General features: G+C 35.0%; 15 protein-coding genes and 1 tRNA gene. 8 read left to right on the top strand and 8 right to left on the bottom strand.

The genetic code is table 11. From position 1 onward, the window contains the following. Positions 1-296: 296 nt before the first annotated feature. The 8 genes from ACFO5O_RS02055 to ACFO5O_RS02020 all read left to right on the top strand — a co-directional run bounded on the left by ACFO5O_RS02055 (position 297) and on the right by ACFO5O_RS02020 (position 8,098). The gene (locus tag ACFO5O_RS02055; RefSeq protein ID WP_387960465.1) at positions 297-1,238 is read left to right on the top strand and encodes an alpha/beta hydrolase; all 942 of its coding nucleotides are present in this window, start codon (positions 297-299) and stop codon (positions 1,236-1,238) included. Between the two features lie 157 nt (positions 1,239-1,395). Beyond that, positions 1,396-2,130, top strand: a complete 735-nt coding sequence (locus ACFO5O_RS02050) for an outer membrane beta-barrel protein (RefSeq protein ID WP_387960463.1) — start codon at positions 1,396-1,398, stop codon at positions 2,128-2,130. A 229-nt stretch (positions 2,131-2,359) separates the two neighbouring features. Further along, a complete protein-coding gene (locus ACFO5O_RS02045; RefSeq protein ID WP_387960461.1) occupies positions 2,360-3,220 on the top strand; it encodes an SPFH domain-containing protein in 861 nt (286 codons plus the stop codon). Positions 3,221-3,222: 2 nt separating this feature from the next. Next, positions 3,223-3,393 carry a DUF4177 domain-containing protein gene (locus tag ACFO5O_RS02040; RefSeq protein ID WP_387960459.1) on the top strand — a complete coding sequence of 57 codons (171 nt, stop codon included), beginning with the start codon at positions 3,223-3,225 and terminating at the stop codon, positions 3,391-3,393. Between the two features lie 20 nt (positions 3,394-3,413). Beyond that, on the top strand, positions 3,414-3,599 hold the full coding sequence (locus ACFO5O_RS02035; protein WP_387960457.1) for a type II toxin-antitoxin system antitoxin: 186 nt from the start codon (positions 3,414-3,416) through the stop codon (positions 3,597-3,599). A 59-nt stretch (positions 3,600-3,658) separates the two neighbouring features. Next, complete coding sequence (locus ACFO5O_RS02030) at positions 3,659-4,924, top strand: DUF819 family protein (protein ID WP_387960455.1); 1,266 nt, start codon at positions 3,659-3,661, stop codon at positions 4,922-4,924. Positions 4,925-4,972: 48 nt separating this feature from the next. Further along, positions 4,973-5,680, top strand: a complete 708-nt coding sequence (locus ACFO5O_RS02025) for a DUF4369 domain-containing protein (protein ID WP_387960453.1) — start codon at positions 4,973-4,975, stop codon at positions 5,678-5,680. Between the two features lie 90 nt (positions 5,681-5,770). After that, the gene (locus ACFO5O_RS02020) at positions 5,771-8,098 is read left to right on the top strand and encodes a transglycosylase domain-containing protein (RefSeq protein ID WP_387960451.1); all 2,328 of its coding nucleotides are present in this window, start codon (positions 5,771-5,773) and stop codon (positions 8,096-8,098) included. Between the two features lie 147 nt (positions 8,099-8,245). Here the strand turns inward: ACFO5O_RS02020 and ACFO5O_RS02015 are convergent. From ACFO5O_RS02015 to ACFO5O_RS01980, 8 genes are all read right to left on the bottom strand, one after another. Further along, positions 8,246-8,319 (bottom strand) — tRNA-Thr (locus ACFO5O_RS02015). Between the two features lie 55 nt (positions 8,320-8,374). Next, positions 8,375-8,644: a hypothetical protein gene (locus ACFO5O_RS02010; protein ID WP_387960449.1), complete on the bottom strand. Its 270-nt coding sequence runs from the start codon at positions 8,642-8,644 to the stop codon at positions 8,375-8,377. A 32-nt stretch (positions 8,645-8,676) separates the two neighbouring features. Further along, positions 8,677-9,648, bottom strand: coding sequence for a type I phosphomannose isomerase catalytic subunit (locus ACFO5O_RS02005; protein WP_387960447.1), 972 nt, complete (start codon positions 9,646-9,648; stop codon positions 8,677-8,679). After that, a complete protein-coding gene (locus ACFO5O_RS02000; RefSeq protein WP_387960444.1) occupies positions 9,648-10,058 on the bottom strand; it encodes a 6-pyruvoyl trahydropterin synthase family protein in 411 nt (136 codons plus the stop codon). Before ACFO5O_RS02000 ends, ACFO5O_RS02005 begins: the two co-directional genes overlap by 1 nt. Then, complete coding sequence (gene idi / locus ACFO5O_RS01995; protein ID WP_387960442.1) at positions 10,055-10,579, bottom strand: isopentenyl-diphosphate Delta-isomerase; 525 nt, start codon at positions 10,577-10,579, stop codon at positions 10,055-10,057. Before idi ends, ACFO5O_RS02000 begins: the two co-directional genes overlap by 4 nt. Before the next feature lie 87 nt (positions 10,580-10,666). Then, on the bottom strand, positions 10,667-12,619 hold the full coding sequence (locus ACFO5O_RS01990) for an OmpA family protein (RefSeq protein WP_387960440.1): 1,953 nt from the start codon (positions 12,617-12,619) through the stop codon (positions 10,667-10,669). 13 nt (positions 12,620-12,632) lie between these two features. Next, entirely contained in the window at positions 12,633-13,556 is a 924-nt protein-coding gene (locus ACFO5O_RS01985) for a PorP/SprF family type IX secretion system membrane protein (RefSeq protein ID WP_387960438.1), read from the bottom strand. A 28-nt stretch (positions 13,557-13,584) separates the two neighbouring features. Beyond that, positions 13,585-17,042, bottom strand: a 3,458-nt coding sequence (locus tag ACFO5O_RS01980; protein ID WP_387960436.1) for a T9SS type B sorting domain-containing protein, incomplete at its 5' end; no start/stop codon positions are given.

The raw sequence follows: 17,042 nt of genomic DNA, 5'->3' as shown, positions 1-17,042 counted from the left end.
ATTCCATCAACATAATGCAAATATTAATTAATTAATCCATTGAACTAAAAACTAAATTTTAGTACACTTCAAATGTAGAATTATATTTTAATAAATCTGTTTAAATACATTATTAATCGATGAAATACACTAAATTTTAACATTTACGGATGAAATTTACTATATTATCGATGAAATGCACTTAATTTAAATGCTCATTTTCTTCGATCAAGCAAATATTTTTTCAACTCAAACGTTAGTATTGCAACTTAAAAGTTCCTTTTAATTAACTTTGATCTATAAAGTAATTTAACCATATGCATGTATTTAGATATTATTTAATAGTAATCCATATAGGGAATGTTTGGATTGGATTCTCACAAGATTTAAATTATTCCAGTCAAGACATAAGTGTAAATACGTTTATAGATGGCACATTACTTACTCCAACTGATAAAGAACAACCTGCATTAGCTATTTTAATAGCGGGATCAGGACCAACCGACCGAGATGGAAATCAAAATTTTCTTAAAAACAATGCGCTTAAAAAATTAGCTCAAAACCTTTCCAGCAATGGCATCGCTACATTTAGATATGATAAACGCATTGTTAAACAAATTAGAAATGGAAATGTGAGTAAGACTATTATGTTTGATGACTTTGTTACTGATGCTAGTTCGGTTATTGAGTATTTCAAAAACACTAAAAAGTATTCTAAAATAATAGTCATAGGACATAGTCAAGGTAGCTTAGTAGGTATGTTAGCTGCGAAAAATAGAGCCGACGGATTTATTTCATTGGCTGGTGCAGGACAACCTATTGATCAAGTGATTATTGAACAAATAGATAAAACAGCTTATATCTATACTGAAGATGCAAAAAAGGCATTCAATATAATGCGAACAGGAAAAACCACAAGTGACTACCCTTCACAATTGGGTTCTATTTTCGATATATCTATACAGCCATTTATGATGAGTTGGATGAAATATAATCCACAAGAAGAAATCGCCGTTCTAGACATGCCTATTTTAATTATAAATGGCACTAAAGATTTACAGGTAAGTACCGAAGAAGCCCAAAGTTTAAAAAACGCCTCCCCGAATGCCCAATTAAAATTGATTACTAACATGAATCATGTTTTGTTTATAATTGAAGGGGATGATTTAGAAAACTCTAAATCTTACAACGAATCGTTTAGAACACTTTCTCCTGAATTACTATCGGAGATTACTAATTTTATTAATTCCATTAGTTAATTTAATTTGTTTTTACTCGTTTTTTAATCGGTGAAACAAAGCTTTTTACCTTTTACATTTTTATTTCACCGAAAAAAAGAAGAACGTCACCGAATAAATAGGACATTTAAGGACGTAGTTTATAGATTTAACCTAATTAAGCCCAACTACTTAACTTATGAAAAAACAGATCCTACTTGTCGTTTTCTCTCTTCTATCCATGTTCTTTACCTATGCCCAAGAATTTGGTTTCGGGATTAGAGGTGGTTTAAACACTTACAGTATTGGAGATATAATCACTGTTGGATCAAATGGTCCACAAGGTCCAGATGCCGGATTAAACTTCGAGCCAGTTAAAGATATTGGGTTTCAAGCTGGCGGCTATTTTTTTGCACAATTTGGTAAATTTTTCGTTCGACCAGAACTCAATTACGTTTCATCTCAAAATCATTATGATTTTCCTGATCGGCAATCAAAATGGACTACTTCTAAAATTGATTTCCCTATACTATTAGGTTACGAACTTATTGGACCCGTTTCTATTTATGCTGGACCTGGGTTTAATTTTTTTGGAGACACCGAAATAGAAGGCGTTCAAGAAACAAGCTTTACAACGGGTTCACCCGGACCAGATCTAAAAAAGACTACTTTTAATATTAATGTTGGTATAATGTTTCGTTACAAACGTCTAGGTGTTGATCTGCGATATGAAATGGGACAAGGTGAAACTGACCAAGAGCGCGAAGATTTTATTAGGTCTGCTTATGGCGTTAATCTTGCAGATCTTAAACCGTATAAACCAAATGTATTGAGCTTAAGCGTGTTTTTTGATATTTTCAGAACAGACGCCCAAAGCATAGGTGGAATGTTCGATGGTCTTTTCAAAGGTAATAGCTGTTATTGCCCTTTTTAATAATATTCTAATTTTTACTACCACATAAAAAAAGCACCTCGTTGAGGTGCTTTTTCACTAACTAACCAACCAAATGTAATTTTAACTTTAATTAAGAACTAGCGTTCTTAAGCTATTATCAATTACAATTAGTATTGAGCAAATGCCATGCCAAAAGTTGATTTGGAAATATAAATGTTTTATTATATCTTTATGATATCATTTTAATATCATATTAAATTTATATATCATGAAAGAAGAGAAAATTATTGTCCCCGCTAACGGTTACCTTATGTTGTTTGTATTTCTATTATTATTTATAGGAGGCATTGTTACAACTATTACCTTTAAAAAGCCTTGGTTTGCTTTTGCTATTCTTGCAGCAATATTACTTGCGCCTGGTTTTATTATGGTACAACCTAATGGTTCTAGAGTGTTGTTACTCTTTGGTGAATATGTTGGTACCGTTAAAAAAAATGGATTTTTCTGGGTAAATCCATTTTACACAAAAAAGAAAATATCACTTCGGGCCAGTAACTTTGATAGTGAGCGACTTAAGGTTAATGATAAGCTCGGAAATCCTGTGATGATTAGTACAATATTGGTATGGCGGGTGCATAATACCTATAAAGCGGCCTTTGATGTGGACAATTATGAAAATTTTGTTCGTGTACAAACCGATGCTGCCGTAAGGAAGCTAGCGAGTATGTATCCTTATGACAATTTTGCAGATGAAGGCCATGATGAAGATATCACCTTACGTTCTAGCGTTAATGAAGTGAGTGCAGCTCTCGAAAAAGAAATTGATGAGCGTTTATCAATTGCAGGAATTGAAGTTCTTGAGGCCAGAATTGGTTATTTAGCTTATGCACAAGAAATCGCAAATGCCATGCTTAAGCGTCAACAGGCAACAGCTATAGTTGCGGCCAGACATAAAATTGTTGAAGGTGCTGTAAGTATGGTAGAAATGGCTTTAGAAGAATTAAGTAAAAAACAAATTGTAGATTTAGATGAGGAACGAAAAGCTGCTATGGTGAGTAATCTTATGGTTATTCTTTGTGGAGATAAAGACGCATCTCCTGTTCTCAACACCGGAACATTAAATCATTAATCATGAAAGAATATAAAGTTATAAAACCGTCTTTAGGGTTTAGAAAACGACACGAAAAACTAGAAGACCTTATAAATAAATATGCCAAAGAAGGATGGACATTAAAAACCATAACCGATAACCAGCATGGTGGAATTTCTTATATTGTCTTTGAACGCGAAAAAAATAGATAATCAAACAAATCGTTAATTTTATGCCGAAGAAAAAAGCATTTGCCTTACGAATAAATGAAGACATGCTCAAGGCTATCGAAAAATGGGCCTCTGATGACTTTAGGAGTACAAATGGCCAAATTGAATGGATGCTCATGCAATATCTCAAAGAAAAAAATAGGTTGATAAAACCTAAAAATGATACTAACGAAAAAAGCGACACTTAAAGTCGCTTTTTTTATACTCTTTAATTTGGTATTTTGCAGCTCACAAATTAAAAACAACTATGGAACACTCACCATTATTTACTAACGACGCTATTGTTTTTGGGTTATTAATGCTCGCTTTAGGTTTTGTATTTTATACTGAATCTAAAACGGAAGGTTTTTGGGCCAAATTCTATAAATACATTCCAGGACTCTTAATGTGTTATATGGTCCCAGCAATTTTTAACTCATTAGGATGGATTTCAGCTGATGTCACACAAACCTATTTTGTTGCAAGTAGATATCTTTTGCCGGCCTCATTAGTATTATTGACCATTAGTATAGATCTAAAAGCGGTTTTTAATTTAGGATGGAAGGCACTAGTCATGTTCTTTACAGGAACCATTGGAATTATAATTGGTGGTCCAATTGCTATTTTATTAATCTCAACATTTTCACCTGAAACCGTTGGTGGTGCAGGTTTTGATGCTGTTTGGAGAGGACTAGCTACGCTTGCCGGGAGCTGGATTGGTGGCGGTGCTAATCAAGCTGCAATGTTAGAAATTTATGAGTACAACCAAGAACTTTATGGTGGAATGGTCCTTGTAGATATTGTAGTTGCCAATATTTGGATGGCCTTTTTATTATTAGGAATTGGTAAGAAAAACAAGATTGACAAATGGTTAAAAGCTGATAATTCGGCTATAGATGAACTAAAACATAAAGTACAAACCTTTACTGAAAAGATTACAAGAAACCCAACACTTACTGACTACATGATGATTTTGATGTTTGCATTTGTTGCAGTGGGTATTGCGCATTTTGGAGCAGATCATATTTCAAGTTTTCTAAATGCCAATTTTGAAGTCGTCAGCGATCCCAAAAGTCCTTTGTCATCGTTTGGAAGTCAGTTTTTCTGGTTAATTTCAATTGCAACTTTGATTGGAATTTTACTATCATTTACTAAGGCTAAAAATTATGAAGGTGCCGGAGCCAGTAAAATTGGAAGTGTATTTATTTATGTACTTGTAGCTACTATAGGTATGAAAATGGACCTAGGAAAAATTTTCGAAAATCCAGGACTTATATTAATAGGAATCGTCTGGATGGTAATTCATGCTGGGCTTTTAATTTTAATAGCAAAACTTATCAAAGCGCCATATTTCTTCTTAGCTGTTGGTAGTCAGGCCAATGTTGGAGGCGCAGCATCGGCACCAGTGGTTGCAGCAGCCTTCCACCCTTCTCTAGCTACAGTAGGAGCCCTTCTAGCAGTGTTTGGCTACGTGGTTGGTACCTATGGCGCCATACTTTGTGCAGAGTTAATGAGAATAGCTGCAGCAGGTTAGTTTTTAAAAAATATTTATAAGATATTTGCGCTCAAATTATAAAAACGAATGAAAAGAATACTTTTTCTAATTACTATTGTAACACTATCAGCCTGTAATACAGAAACACATAATTTCACCCTTAAAGCAAATATTAAAGGGCTAAAAAAGGGAACCGTTTATCTTGAACGGGATTTAGACTCTACCTTTTTAACCTTAGATTCTCTCGTAATTAATGGGAATTCAGAGTTTGAACTTCACACAAATTTAGAAGAACCTGAAGTATTATATATTCGTTTGAATAAAAATGCAAACGAGCAAGTAGCTGCGGCATTTTTCGCAGTGGAAGGGGTGACTGAATTTAATTCAACTTTAAAGAATTTTAATTTTGATGCCAAAATTAAAGGCTCAAAACAACATGAGCTATTGGAAGAGTATATGACTACAATATCAAAACTTAACAATCGTAATTTAGACCAAATCAAGGAAAATTTTGAAAACAGAAAAAGTAATGACTCCATAGGAAACATGTCCTTTCAAGATTACCAAAATAACCTTATCAAACGAAAATATTCGTACACCATTAACTTTGCCCTAAACAACAAAACAAGTGAGATCGCCCCTTATTTGGCAGTCTATGAAATCCCAAATACCTCAACTCGTTATTTAGACACCATTTACAATTCCCTTCAAGACAATCTAAAAACGTCACTTTATGGGAAAAAATTAAAAGTAATTATTGACCAAAGAAAAGCTGCTCCATCGAATTTAGAGTAAAAGTCATCCACAAAGGCATATAATTCGTACTTATACTAAACGTTTTAAAAACGAACACAATCATTTCGTTTATTGAACTTTACTAAGTACATGAAGATACCAAAACTTTTTAAAAATAAATGGGCTAACCATATAGGTTATCTGATTTTGAGCCTAATTCTTCTTTTTGTTGGTCTTTACTTCAGCATTTATATTGGGTTGTGGGGGAAAATACCCACTTCCAAAGACTTGTCTAATTTAAATCAAAGTCAGGCAACTGTAGTTCTAGACCGCAATGAAGCACTTATAGGTAAACTGTATATCTATGATCGTCAACCTATTGACTATAATCAATTTCCCCAACATTTAATTGATGCCCTTATTGCTACTGAAGATACTAGATTTTATGAACACAATGGCATCGACAATAAAAGTTTGGCCCGTGTGTTTTTTAAAACCCTTTTAATGTCTGACGAAACATCGGGAGGTGGAAGTACAATTACACTCCAGTTAGCTAAAAATTTATTTGGAAGAGAAAATTATGGTTCATTTGGGATTATAATCAATAAAATCAAGGAAAGTATTGTCGCCAAACGTTTAGAAGATCTGTATTCAAAACAAGAAATCCTCAATTTATACCTAAACACGGTTCCATTTCCTGATAACACCTATGGTATTGAAAGCGCAGCAAAAAAATTCTTTAATGTAACAACAAGCCAATTAACAATTCCGCAATCGGCTACACTAATAGGGACACTTAAAGCCAATCACAGTTATAATCCCAGATTATTTCCAGAGCGATCTAAAGCCAGAAGAGATTTGGTAATTGATCTCATGAACAAGCAAGGGTTTATAAGTGATGAAGAAGCTTCTATTGCCACTGAGTCAGAATTAGAATTGGATTATCACCACTATGCGCCCAATCAAGGTTTAGCTCCCTATTTTAGGGCAGAAATAAAGAAGCAACTCGATAGTATTTTACAAAACCCAGACTATAAGAACCCTAACGGAGAAACTTATAACGTTTTTCGTGATGGTTTAAAAGTATATACAACTTTAGACAACACCATGCAGCGCTACGCTGAAGAAGCAATGCGAGAGCACATGTCCAATCTTCAGGCAACCTATGAGAAAGCTTATGGAAAACGGGCTCCGTGGTTAAAAAACAAAGCTGTTTATGAAGCCGCAAAAAAACGATTAAAAGTCTACAAAAAATTAAAAACTTCAGGAATTTCAGAAAAGGCCATAAACGATTCATTAAGCAAACCCAAATCACTTGAATTATTCTCTTGGGATGGAACTATTATGGAATCTGTTTCTACATTAGATAGTTTAGAACATTTTCTAAAATTTTTAAATGCAGGATTAATCTCTCTTGAACCATCTAGCGGTGCGATTAGAGCCTATGTTGGTGGTATTGATTATAGATTTTTTCAATATGATCATGTATCTCAAAGCAAACGTCAGGTAGGCTCCACATTTAAACCTTTTGTATATACTGCTGCTTTAGAGAATGGTATGGATCCCTGTGCTTACTTTTCAGTAAAACCTGTGACTTATACTGATGTTGATGATTGGACACCCACAAATGCATCTGAAATTGATGATGAAGATATCGATTATTCTCTAGAATATGCTTTAAGTAATTCCATTAACACCATCGCTGTAAAAGTATTATACGAAACAGGGATAGATAAAACCATTGAACAAGCATATAAAATGGGCATCAAAAGCACTATTGAAAACGTACCTTCAATTGCTTTAGGGTCAGCCAATCTTTCATTACTTGAAATGGCGAGCGCTTATTCTAGTTTTGTAAATAGCAGTATGCCATCAACTCCCATTTTCATCACTAAAATTGAAGATAAGAATGGAAATATCATTGCTTCGTTTGAAGATTTGAATCCTAAAATTAATCAAGAAAAAGCATTTAGCGATGAAACAAGACAAACCATGTTGGAGTTCATGAAAGCTACGGTAAATAGTGGTACCGCCCAACGCTTGAGAACATCCTATAAGTTAAACAATAATATTGCTGGAAAAACTGGAACTACACAAGACAACAAAGATGGTTGGTTTGCAGCGATAATGCCTAATTTGGTTACTGTAGTTTGGGTGGGAAATGACAATCAACAAATAGGTTTTAGTAGTACCTCCATAGGTCAAGGTGCTAACTCGGCTTTACCAATTTTTGCAAAATATCTACAAAAACTAAATAATGATTCCAAATTTAGAACCATTACCCATGCAGAATTTGAAACACCTCGGGATGATGTTTTAAACAATCTAGATTGTGAACAGTCTAAAAAAGAAAGTTTCTTAGAACGCTTATTCAGAAGTGATTCAGACTCAAAAGAATTCAGAAAAAAGAGAAAGGGAATATTTGATTGGCTGAAAAAGAAGAAGGAAGATAATTCAGATAGCCGATTTAATCCATAAAAAAAGTTCAGTATACTACTGAACTTTTATTTTTGAGCCGATGGAGGGACTTCCCTCGACTACGCTCGGGATAAACTTCTCGCTCAAGCGACAAAACGTTTGCAAAGAAAAACCCCAATCACTATGTAGGATTGAGGTCTATTATTGAGCCGATGGAGGGACTCGAACCCACGACCTGCTGATTACAAATCAGCTGCTCTAGCCAGCTGAGCTACATCGGCAAAACAAGATGCAAATATAATCTAGCAGACGATATTTGCAAATAATTTTTCGAAATTAGCCTAGCTTATTAATTTTCTCAATTAGTGCTCTTCCTTTAGTTTCTAATTCTTGATTGATACTTTTAAAATGTGCTTTTTTATTCTCAACACTTTTATCATTTACTTTTGCAATCAACTCATCAAAAACTTCAATTGCTTCATCAATAATTGCTTCACTTTTTTTAGTGTCTTTGTCGGTATTAGAATATTCCCAGACATAGACTGCTTCTATGATATCGCCTAAAACGTAGTTAATATCTTTTTTTAGGTCTCTAACATTTGCCATAATATAAAATTGTATTTATTAAGTGCACAAAATTACACATAAACTTCTAATAGTGTTACATTTTCAGCACTAATTTCGAAGGACTTGATTCCAGCTGGAATCAATACTGTTTCTCCTTTTTTCAAAGTGGTAAGTGAATTACTGCAATGGATTGTTGCTTCCCCTTCAGTGCAGATATAAATCATAAACGAGTCGTGGTGATTATCTCGTTTAAAAAGCCCATCTAAATTTAAATAATTAGTTGTAAAATAATTACATCTCACCATTTGATTAGGCTTGTTTTTTACGGTTTCATATTGAACTTTAAAATCATTTTTCATTTCAAAGTCAATGGCATCTATAGCCAAATCATTATGAAGTTCTCGTTCATTACCTTGATCATCAACCCGATCCCAGTCATAAATACGATATGTAATATCACTAGTTTGCTGTATTTCAGCCAACAACACTCCTGCACCTATAGCATGTACTCGACCAACCTCAATAAAGTATGTGTCTCCAGCTTTAACTTCATCAAAGTTTAGAATTTGGGTTAAGGTTTTATCATTTAAGTGCTTTAAATAAAGCTCTGGTGTCACTTGTTGATTAAATCCTACAATTAAATTAGAACCTGCGTCTGCTTGCATCACATACCACATTTCTGTTTTACCAAAGGAATTGTGGCGTTTAGCTGCTAATTGATCATTTGGATGTAATTGAATAGAAAGATCTTCTCTCGCATCAATAAATTTGATAAGTAGTGGAAACTTATCACCAAAAACTTGGTGATTTTTATGACCAATTAACTTTTCCTTTTGGTCAAGTAGTATTTGTTTTAAGGATTGTCCTTTAAATTTTCCATTACTAATTATTGATGTATCACCTTCGACGTCACTTATTTCCCAACTCTCCCCGACTTTAGTAGATTGGCTATTTTTGTTTAAATAGTTTTTTAACTTTTGCCCACCCCAAATGCGTTCTTTTAAAATTGGATGGAACTTAAATGGATATAAAGAATCTGTCATTATCTTCCGGAATAGGAAACAAAATTCCTTGGTGTTTCGTAGAGTATAACCTCTAAATCTAATAGTGAATCTAAACGAGGTTTAATTTTATTGTAAATAACTACAACAATATTTTCGGCAGTGGGATTCAGGTCTTTGAAAGCTTCTACTTCAATATTCAAATTTTTATGATCAAAGGCATCTTCAACTTCTTCTTTAATGATATCTTTTAAATCTTTCATATCAATCACATAGCCTGTTTCTTTATTAATTTTACCCGTAACACTAACAATCAATTCGTAATTGTGGCCATGAAAATTAGGATTGCTACACTTGCCAAATACTTGATTATTCTTTTCATCGCTCCAATCTTTTCTATATAAGCGATGTGCGGCATTAAAATGAGCCTTTCTGCTAACAGTAACTATCATTTTGCAATGTTTATGTGTTGATAAAACTTATCAAAAATAATTTTAAACCAGGCCGTGTAGTGTTCTGGAGACATTTCAATATCATTTTTAACCTCTTCCAATGGCATCCATTTCCAGCTGGCAACTTCATCGAAATTAATTTTAGGATCCTTATTATAAGTCCCTATCATTACATGATCAAATTCATGCTCGGTCAAACCATTATCAAATGGTGCTTTGTATATAAACGACATAATTTCGGTCAATTCGGTAACAAATCCCATTTCTTCCTGCAACCGACGTTTTCCTGCTTCAATATTGCTTTCTCCATCTCGTTGATGACTACAGCATGTATTGGTCCACAGCCCAGGTGAATGGTATTTATGAGATGCTCTTTGCTGCAACATTAATTCGTTGTTGTCATTAAATACAAATACCGAAAAAGCGCGATGCAGCAAGGCTTTTTCATGAGCTTCCATTTTAGGCATTAGCCCAATTTTTTCGTCATTTTCGTCTACAAGAATAACCTGTTCTTCTATCATAGAATACAAAAATACTAACTAATTTATAGTTTAGCATTATTTATGGATAACTATATAAAAATAAGTAATACCTTTTGACTAGAGTACTTAATTCATACTGATAATTATAAACTCACTTCTTCTATTTTGTAAATGTTCTTCATCTGAACATTTAGAATTGTCGCCACAATCATTTACCAACTTGCGTTCTCCATAACCCTTTCCTTTAATTCTGCTAGCCGAGATACCACCAACTTGTGTTAGGTATTTTATGGTAGACACTACTCTTCGATTGGATAAATTATCGTTGTACTCCCGAGTACCTCTACTATCGGTATGTGAGTTAACTTCAATGACCATGTTTGGATAACTATTAAGAACTGCTAGTAATTTTTGTAACTGTATTTCAGATTCTCCTGTAATGTTATCATCATCAGTATTGAAGTAAATTATTGGAATATTTAGGGTTTTGGCTAAATCTGAACCTACGCTAATCTCAATATTTTCTTTTTCTAAAATTAGATCTGCAGACAATGTTTCCTTTTGAGATGCCGTCTCAAATCGTTTTTCAAAAGTTGCATACCCCTCTTTTTCGGCTCTTATTAAGTAAGCCTTTTCACAGTCTAATTCATTAAACATAAATTGACTTTCATCATCAACTACAGCTTGATTTATAGTGTTTCCTGTTGAATCTAAAAGCGTCACAATAACATTAGTCAAGAGATTGTTTGAGTTTTTATCCCATATGCTCCCCACTACAGTTTGAGTACACCTTGGAATTGTAAATCCATAGATGTCATCATCGCCTTTACCTCCTGCTCTATTTGAACTAAAAAACCCTTTACGCGTTTCTAAATTTTCATAATACGCAAAATCATCTTTCGAACTATTAATGGGCATACCTAGATTTTTGGGTTCAAAGGCTACTTTTTGATCCATCTTAGTTTCGAAATCTCTAATTACAAAAACATCTAAACCTCCAAGACCAACAATTCCATTAGATGCAAAAAACAAGTCTCCTTTAGCGTTTATAAACGGAAAAGTTTCATGACCTTCTGTATTAATATATGGCCCTAAATTTTCTGGAACACCCAAACTGCCATCCTTATTTATAGCAACCATATAGATATCTGATTTACCATAAGTTCCAGGCATATCTGAAGCGAAGTACATTTTAGTACCACTAGCATTAACCGAAGGGTGAGCTACATTATACTCATCACTATTAAAATGTACAGATTTTATATTACCCCACTCATTGTTTTCAAATGATGCTTGAAAAATTTTCAACTTATTTATACCATCTTTACTTCTATTTTCAATGTGATCGATAAAATTGTTTCTGGTAAAAAACATGAATTCATCGTTTTTATAAAATGTCAATGAGGATTCGTGAAATTTAGAATTAATGGTTTTATCCCATTTAATTGGTTCATCAAAAGAAGTTCCTCCATCCTGACTTTTAGCCATATATAAATTTAAGAAAGGCTGATTGTTCCAAGCATATGTTCTTCCCTTGCCACGAGCTGAAGAAAAAATGACCTGATCATTATAAAGAATGCCTCCAAAATCTGAATATTTTGTGTTAATCTCTAAATTGAAGATTTGAAAATCCTGACTAAGCCCTTCTATTTGAGTCAAATAGTCCTTATGTTGTTGATATGATTTTCCTCTTAAATCTGAAGAATTGGCATTATAAAATTTCTGCATCCATTTATCAGATTCTTCATAATTTTCAATAGATTTTAGGGCTTGAGCATATCTAAAATAATATTCTGTATCAAAATGCTCATCAGCTTTAAATTCGTTTAAATTTATTAACTCACCATACCATTTCACGGCTTCTGCCATTTTATTATTGAAATAAAATGAGTTACCAAGTTGTTTAAGTAAATCAACAGACTTGAAACCCTTGTTTGCTACATCTAACAATATGTCACTCGTTTTAACATATGAAAACTCGTTGTAGGCATTATCGGCTTTTCTAATTTTCCTGTTTTGAGAATACCCAATAGCAAAAAGTAAGCAAAATGTGATAGTTGTTATTCTATTTATAGTCATAAGTATATAGTTTTTAAAAGAATCGAGGTGAAATAATTTTTCCTAATTTTTGTAATTCAAAACGCAGCATAATTTCATGTGAGCCACTATTATAATTATTTAAGTTTGTTGTGGTAGTATCATAAGCATATCCTATATAAAGACCTTGAGACAATTGAAACCCTACTAGTCCACTAAAAGCATCATCCCATCGATAAGCCAAGCCAAGAGTGATTTTATTCCTTAATAAAAGATTGGCTGACACATCTGCTATTATAGGTGCGCCTGAAACTGCCTTAACTAATACAGCAGGCTTCAACTTTGTATGTTCATTGATATCAAAAACATAACCCGCAATAGCGTAATAATGTAATCGTTCTGAAGCTACAGATTCCTGAAAGTCGTCATAATGCTTGGTTGTTAAAAAATTTGGAATAGCCACCCCTAAATACCAATTTTGATTATGCAAGTATAACCCTGCACCTATAGTTGGAGAAATCAAACTCATATTTTCATTAAACACGGCATCAGGATTTTTATATTTACCCTTACTCCAATCAGTTTGCAATAAATGCATACCTGCTTTTACTCCAAAGGACAATTTTGTCAAAGCTTTGTTTACTAAAAGAGTATACGAAAAATTAGCATCGATATAGCTCTCTGTTGCTGGGCCTAATGCATCGTTCACTACAGAAAGCCCCAATCCTAGCTTTTCATTTCGAAGTGGTGTATGAACAGCAAATGTTTGGGTTTCTGGTGCACCGTCTATTCCTACCCATTGAGTTCTATATAAACCTGTAACACTCAAAACCTGTCTTTGGCCAGCATAAGCCGGATTAACACTTAATGTATTATACATATACTGTGTGTATTGAGGGTCTTGCTGTGCAAAACTTGTATGTATTAGCAGCATAAACACAGCTACTATTATTCCTTTTAAAACTAATTTATGTGTCATTTCTAACTTTGTTTTATTTATAAACTAACTATCTATTAATATATAACCAACCAACTTTTGGTTTTGAATCATCCCCTAGATTTAATACATAATAATAAGTACCTACGGGTAGTTTATTTGATTCATTTAACACCACTCTACCATTGGACGTACCGTCCCAGTTATTAGAGTATTTTTTAGTGGCATATACTATATTGCCCCAACGGTTATAAATTTCTAATGTGTTATTTGGGTAATTTTCTATACAATCAATTATAAAGTTATCATTGACGCCATCTCCATTTGGAGAAAACTCATTGTATATTGTCAAGCAAATTGGATCTACCGATACACTTGATGAATTATTATTCAAATTTAAATCAGATCCACCTTCCGAACTTAAAATCGAAGCCGTATTAAGATAATCACCAAAGCCTAATACTTTAGCTTTAAGTTCTAAAAGTTCAACACCTCCTGGGGCTACTTCATCAATCATCCATTCTCCATTCTCAAAACTGTAATTTCCTGAAGTTGCAATCGAAGATGTATAAGTATACCCGCTTGGAATAATTTCTTCAACTCTTACATTTGTTGCGATAACATCACCAATATTAGAGATTGCAATCGTAAACACAACTTCCTCATCTACCATTGGTTCTGCGATATTAACAGTTTTAGAAATTTCTAAATCAAAATTTATGTTACATGTGTTAGTTACTGGTAAAGTAATACTCGAGCTGTTATAATCACATGGATCATTTACATCAGTACCATCTGTGGTCTCATCATCATTTGTGACTCCATCACCATCACAGTCGGCTGCTTGCCAAACTGGATTGCTCGTATCTGGCGTACTACCTGCTGTGTAAACACATGGGTTATTGGAATCTGGGTCTGTACCATTGGCATCGCCATCGCCATCACAGTCGGCTGCTTGCCACACTGCATTACTCGTGTCTGGTGTACTTCCTGCACTATAAATACAAGGATCGTTTGAATCTGGATCTGTGCCATTTGGATCGCCATCGCCATCACAATCTGAACTACTCCATACACCACCTTGTGTTAGGGTTATACTTGAAGCATTATAATCACATGGATCATTTACATCAGTACCATCTGTGGTCTCATCACCATTTGTGACTCCATCACCATCACAGTCGGCTGCTTGCCACACTGCATTACTCGTGTCTGGTGTACTTCCTGCACTATAAATACAAGGATCGTTTGAATCTGGATCTGTGCCATTTGGATCGCCATCGCCATCACAATCTGAACTACTCCATACACCACCTTGTGTTAGGGTTATACTTGAAGCATTATAATCACATGGATCATTTACATCAGTACCATCTGTGGTCTCATCACCATTTGTGACTCCATCACCATCACAGTCGGCTGCTTGCCACACTGCATTACTCGTGTCTGGTGTACTTCCTGCACTATAAATACAAGGATCGTTTGAATCTGGATCTGTGCCATTTGGATCGCCATCGCCATCACAATCTGAACTACTCCATACACCACCTTGTGTTAGGGTTATACTTGAAGCATTATAATCACATGGATCATTTACATCAGTACCATCTGTGGTCTCATCACCATTTGTGACTCCATCACCATCACAGTCGGCTGCTTGCCACACTGCATTACTCGTGTCTGGTGTACTTCCTGCACTATAAATACAAGGATCGTTTGAATCTGGATCTGTGCCATTTGGATCGCCATCGCCATCACAATCTGAACTACTCCATACACCACCTTGTGTTAGGGTTATACTTGCAGCATTATAATCACATGGATCATTTACATCAGTACCATCTGTGGTCTCATCACCATTTGTGACTCCATCACCATCACAGTCGGCTGCTTGCCATACTGCATTACTCGTGTCTGGCGTACTACCTGCTGTGTAAACACATGGGTTATTGGAATCTGGGTCTATCCCGTTCGCATCGCCATCGCCATCACAATCTGAACTACTCCATACACCACCTTGTGTTAGGGTTATACTTGAAGCATTATAATCACATGGATCATTTACATCAGTACCATCTGTGGTCTCATCACCATTTGTGACACCATCACCATCACAGTCGGCTGCTTGCCATACTACATTACTCGTATCTGGTGTACTTCCTGCACTATAAATACAAGGATCGTTTGAATCTGGATCTGTGCCATTTGGATCGCCATCGCCATCACAATCTGAACTACTCCATACACCACCTTGTGTTAGGGTTATACTTGAAGCATTATAATCACACGGATTATTGGGATCAGTGCCATCATTAATTTCATCACTATAGACAACGCCATCACCATCACAATCACTTGTATTTACTGGCTGCCAATCTGGATTAGATTTAGGCTCACATGGGTTATTTGGTTCTGGATCTACAGTATCACAAATATTATCACCATCGGAATCTACACATGCTGGTATTGTAATATAATGGGTTGCAGTTGCACACACCGAACCATTACACACTTGATAATCAACCGTAACTGTACTATTATCTTCACTTGCTAATGCTGTATAAGTGAGTTCTCCTGTAGCTTGATTAACACTAATTGTTCCAGATGCTGTTCCCGTTGCTAATACAGTAATAATACTTCCAGTTAAAAAATCATCATTAAATATGATATTATATGTTTTTGGAACACCAACATCCGCAGTCGTATTGTCATCTAAAGCTACTGGTGCTAATGGATTTGGATCAGTTCTATTCACATTACCATCACCATCACAATCCGCTTCATTCCAATTACTACCTTGAACTAAAGTCACGCTTGAGTCATTATAGCTACACACATCATTCGGATTTGTACCATCAGTAGTCTCATCACCATTAGTTACACCATCGCCATCACAATCTGAACTACTCCATACACCACCTTGTGTTAAGGTTATACTTGCAGCATTATAATCACAAGGATCATTTACATCAGTACCATCTGTGGTCTCATCGCCATTTGTGACTCCATCACCATCACAGTCGGCTGCTTGCCATACTGGATTGCTCGTATCTGGCGTGCTTCCTGCTGTATAAACACATGGATTGTTTGAATCTGGGTCTGTACCATTGGCATCGCCATCGCCATCACAATCTGAACTACTCCATACACCACCTTGTGTTAAGGTTATACTTGCAGCATTATAATCACAAGGATCATTTACATCAGTACCATCTGTGGTCTCATCGCCATTTGTGACTCCATCACCATCACAGTCGGCTGCTTGCCATACTGGATTGCTCGTATCTGGCGTGCTTCCTGCTGTATAAACACATGGATTGTTTGAATCTGGGTCTGTACCATTGGCATCGCCATCGCCATCACAGTCGGCTGCTTGCCACACTGCATTACTCGTGTCTGAAGTACTTCCTGCACTATAAATACAAGGATCGTTTGAATCTGGATCTGTGCCATTTGGATCGCCATCGCCATCACAATCTGAACTACTCCATACACCACCTTGTGTTAGGGTTATACTTGAAGCATTAT

This window comes from Geojedonia litorea (assembly GCF_042654525.1).
GTDB lineage: Bacteria > Bacteroidota > Bacteroidia > Flavobacteriales > Flavobacteriaceae > Geojedonia > Geojedonia litorea.
Note: the sequence above shows the minus strand (reverse complement) of the source record. Positions and strands in the feature narration are given on the sequence as shown.

What these genes read in the sequence shown, in the direction of transcription:
- ACFO5O_RS02010 (WP_387960449.1), bottom strand. Translation starts at nt 8,644, where the DNA reads ATGGCAAATGTTAGAGACCTAAAAAAAGATATTAACTACGTTTTAGGC.
- idi (WP_387960442.1), bottom strand. Translation starts at nt 10,579, where the DNA reads ATGATAGAAGAACAGGTTATTCTTGTAGACGAAAATGACGAAAAAATT.
- ACFO5O_RS02000 (WP_387960444.1), bottom strand. Translation starts at nt 10,058, where the DNA reads ATGATAGTTACTGTTAGCAGAAAGGCTCATTTTAATGCCGCACATCGC.
- ACFO5O_RS02030 (WP_387960455.1), top strand. Translation starts at nt 3,659, where the DNA reads ATGGAACACTCACCATTATTTACTAACGACGCTATTGTTTTTGGGTTA.
- ACFO5O_RS01990 (WP_387960440.1), bottom strand. Translation starts at nt 12,619, where the DNA reads ATGACTATAAATAGAATAACAACTATCACATTTTGCTTACTTTTTGCT.
- ACFO5O_RS02055 (WP_387960465.1), top strand. Translation starts at nt 297, where the DNA reads ATGCATGTATTTAGATATTATTTAATAGTAATCCATATAGGGAATGTT.
- ACFO5O_RS02035 (WP_387960457.1), top strand. Translation starts at nt 3,414, where the DNA reads ATGCCGAAGAAAAAAGCATTTGCCTTACGAATAAATGAAGACATGCTC.
- ACFO5O_RS01985 (WP_387960438.1), bottom strand. Translation starts at nt 13,556, where the DNA reads ATGACACATAAATTAGTTTTAAAAGGAATAATAGTAGCTGTGTTTATG.
- ACFO5O_RS02045 (WP_387960461.1), top strand. Translation starts at nt 2,360, where the DNA reads ATGAAAGAAGAGAAAATTATTGTCCCCGCTAACGGTTACCTTATGTTG.
- ACFO5O_RS02005 (WP_387960447.1), bottom strand. Translation starts at nt 9,648, where the DNA reads ATGACAGATTCTTTATATCCATTTAAGTTCCATCCAATTTTAAAAGAA.
- ACFO5O_RS02050 (WP_387960463.1), top strand. Translation starts at nt 1,396, where the DNA reads ATGAAAAAACAGATCCTACTTGTCGTTTTCTCTCTTCTATCCATGTTC.
- ACFO5O_RS02040 (WP_387960459.1), top strand. Translation starts at nt 3,223, where the DNA reads ATGAAAGAATATAAAGTTATAAAACCGTCTTTAGGGTTTAGAAAACGA.
- ACFO5O_RS02025 (WP_387960453.1), top strand. Translation starts at nt 4,973, where the DNA reads ATGAAAAGAATACTTTTTCTAATTACTATTGTAACACTATCAGCCTGT.
- ACFO5O_RS02020 (WP_387960451.1), top strand. Translation starts at nt 5,771, where the DNA reads ATGAAGATACCAAAACTTTTTAAAAATAAATGGGCTAACCATATAGGT.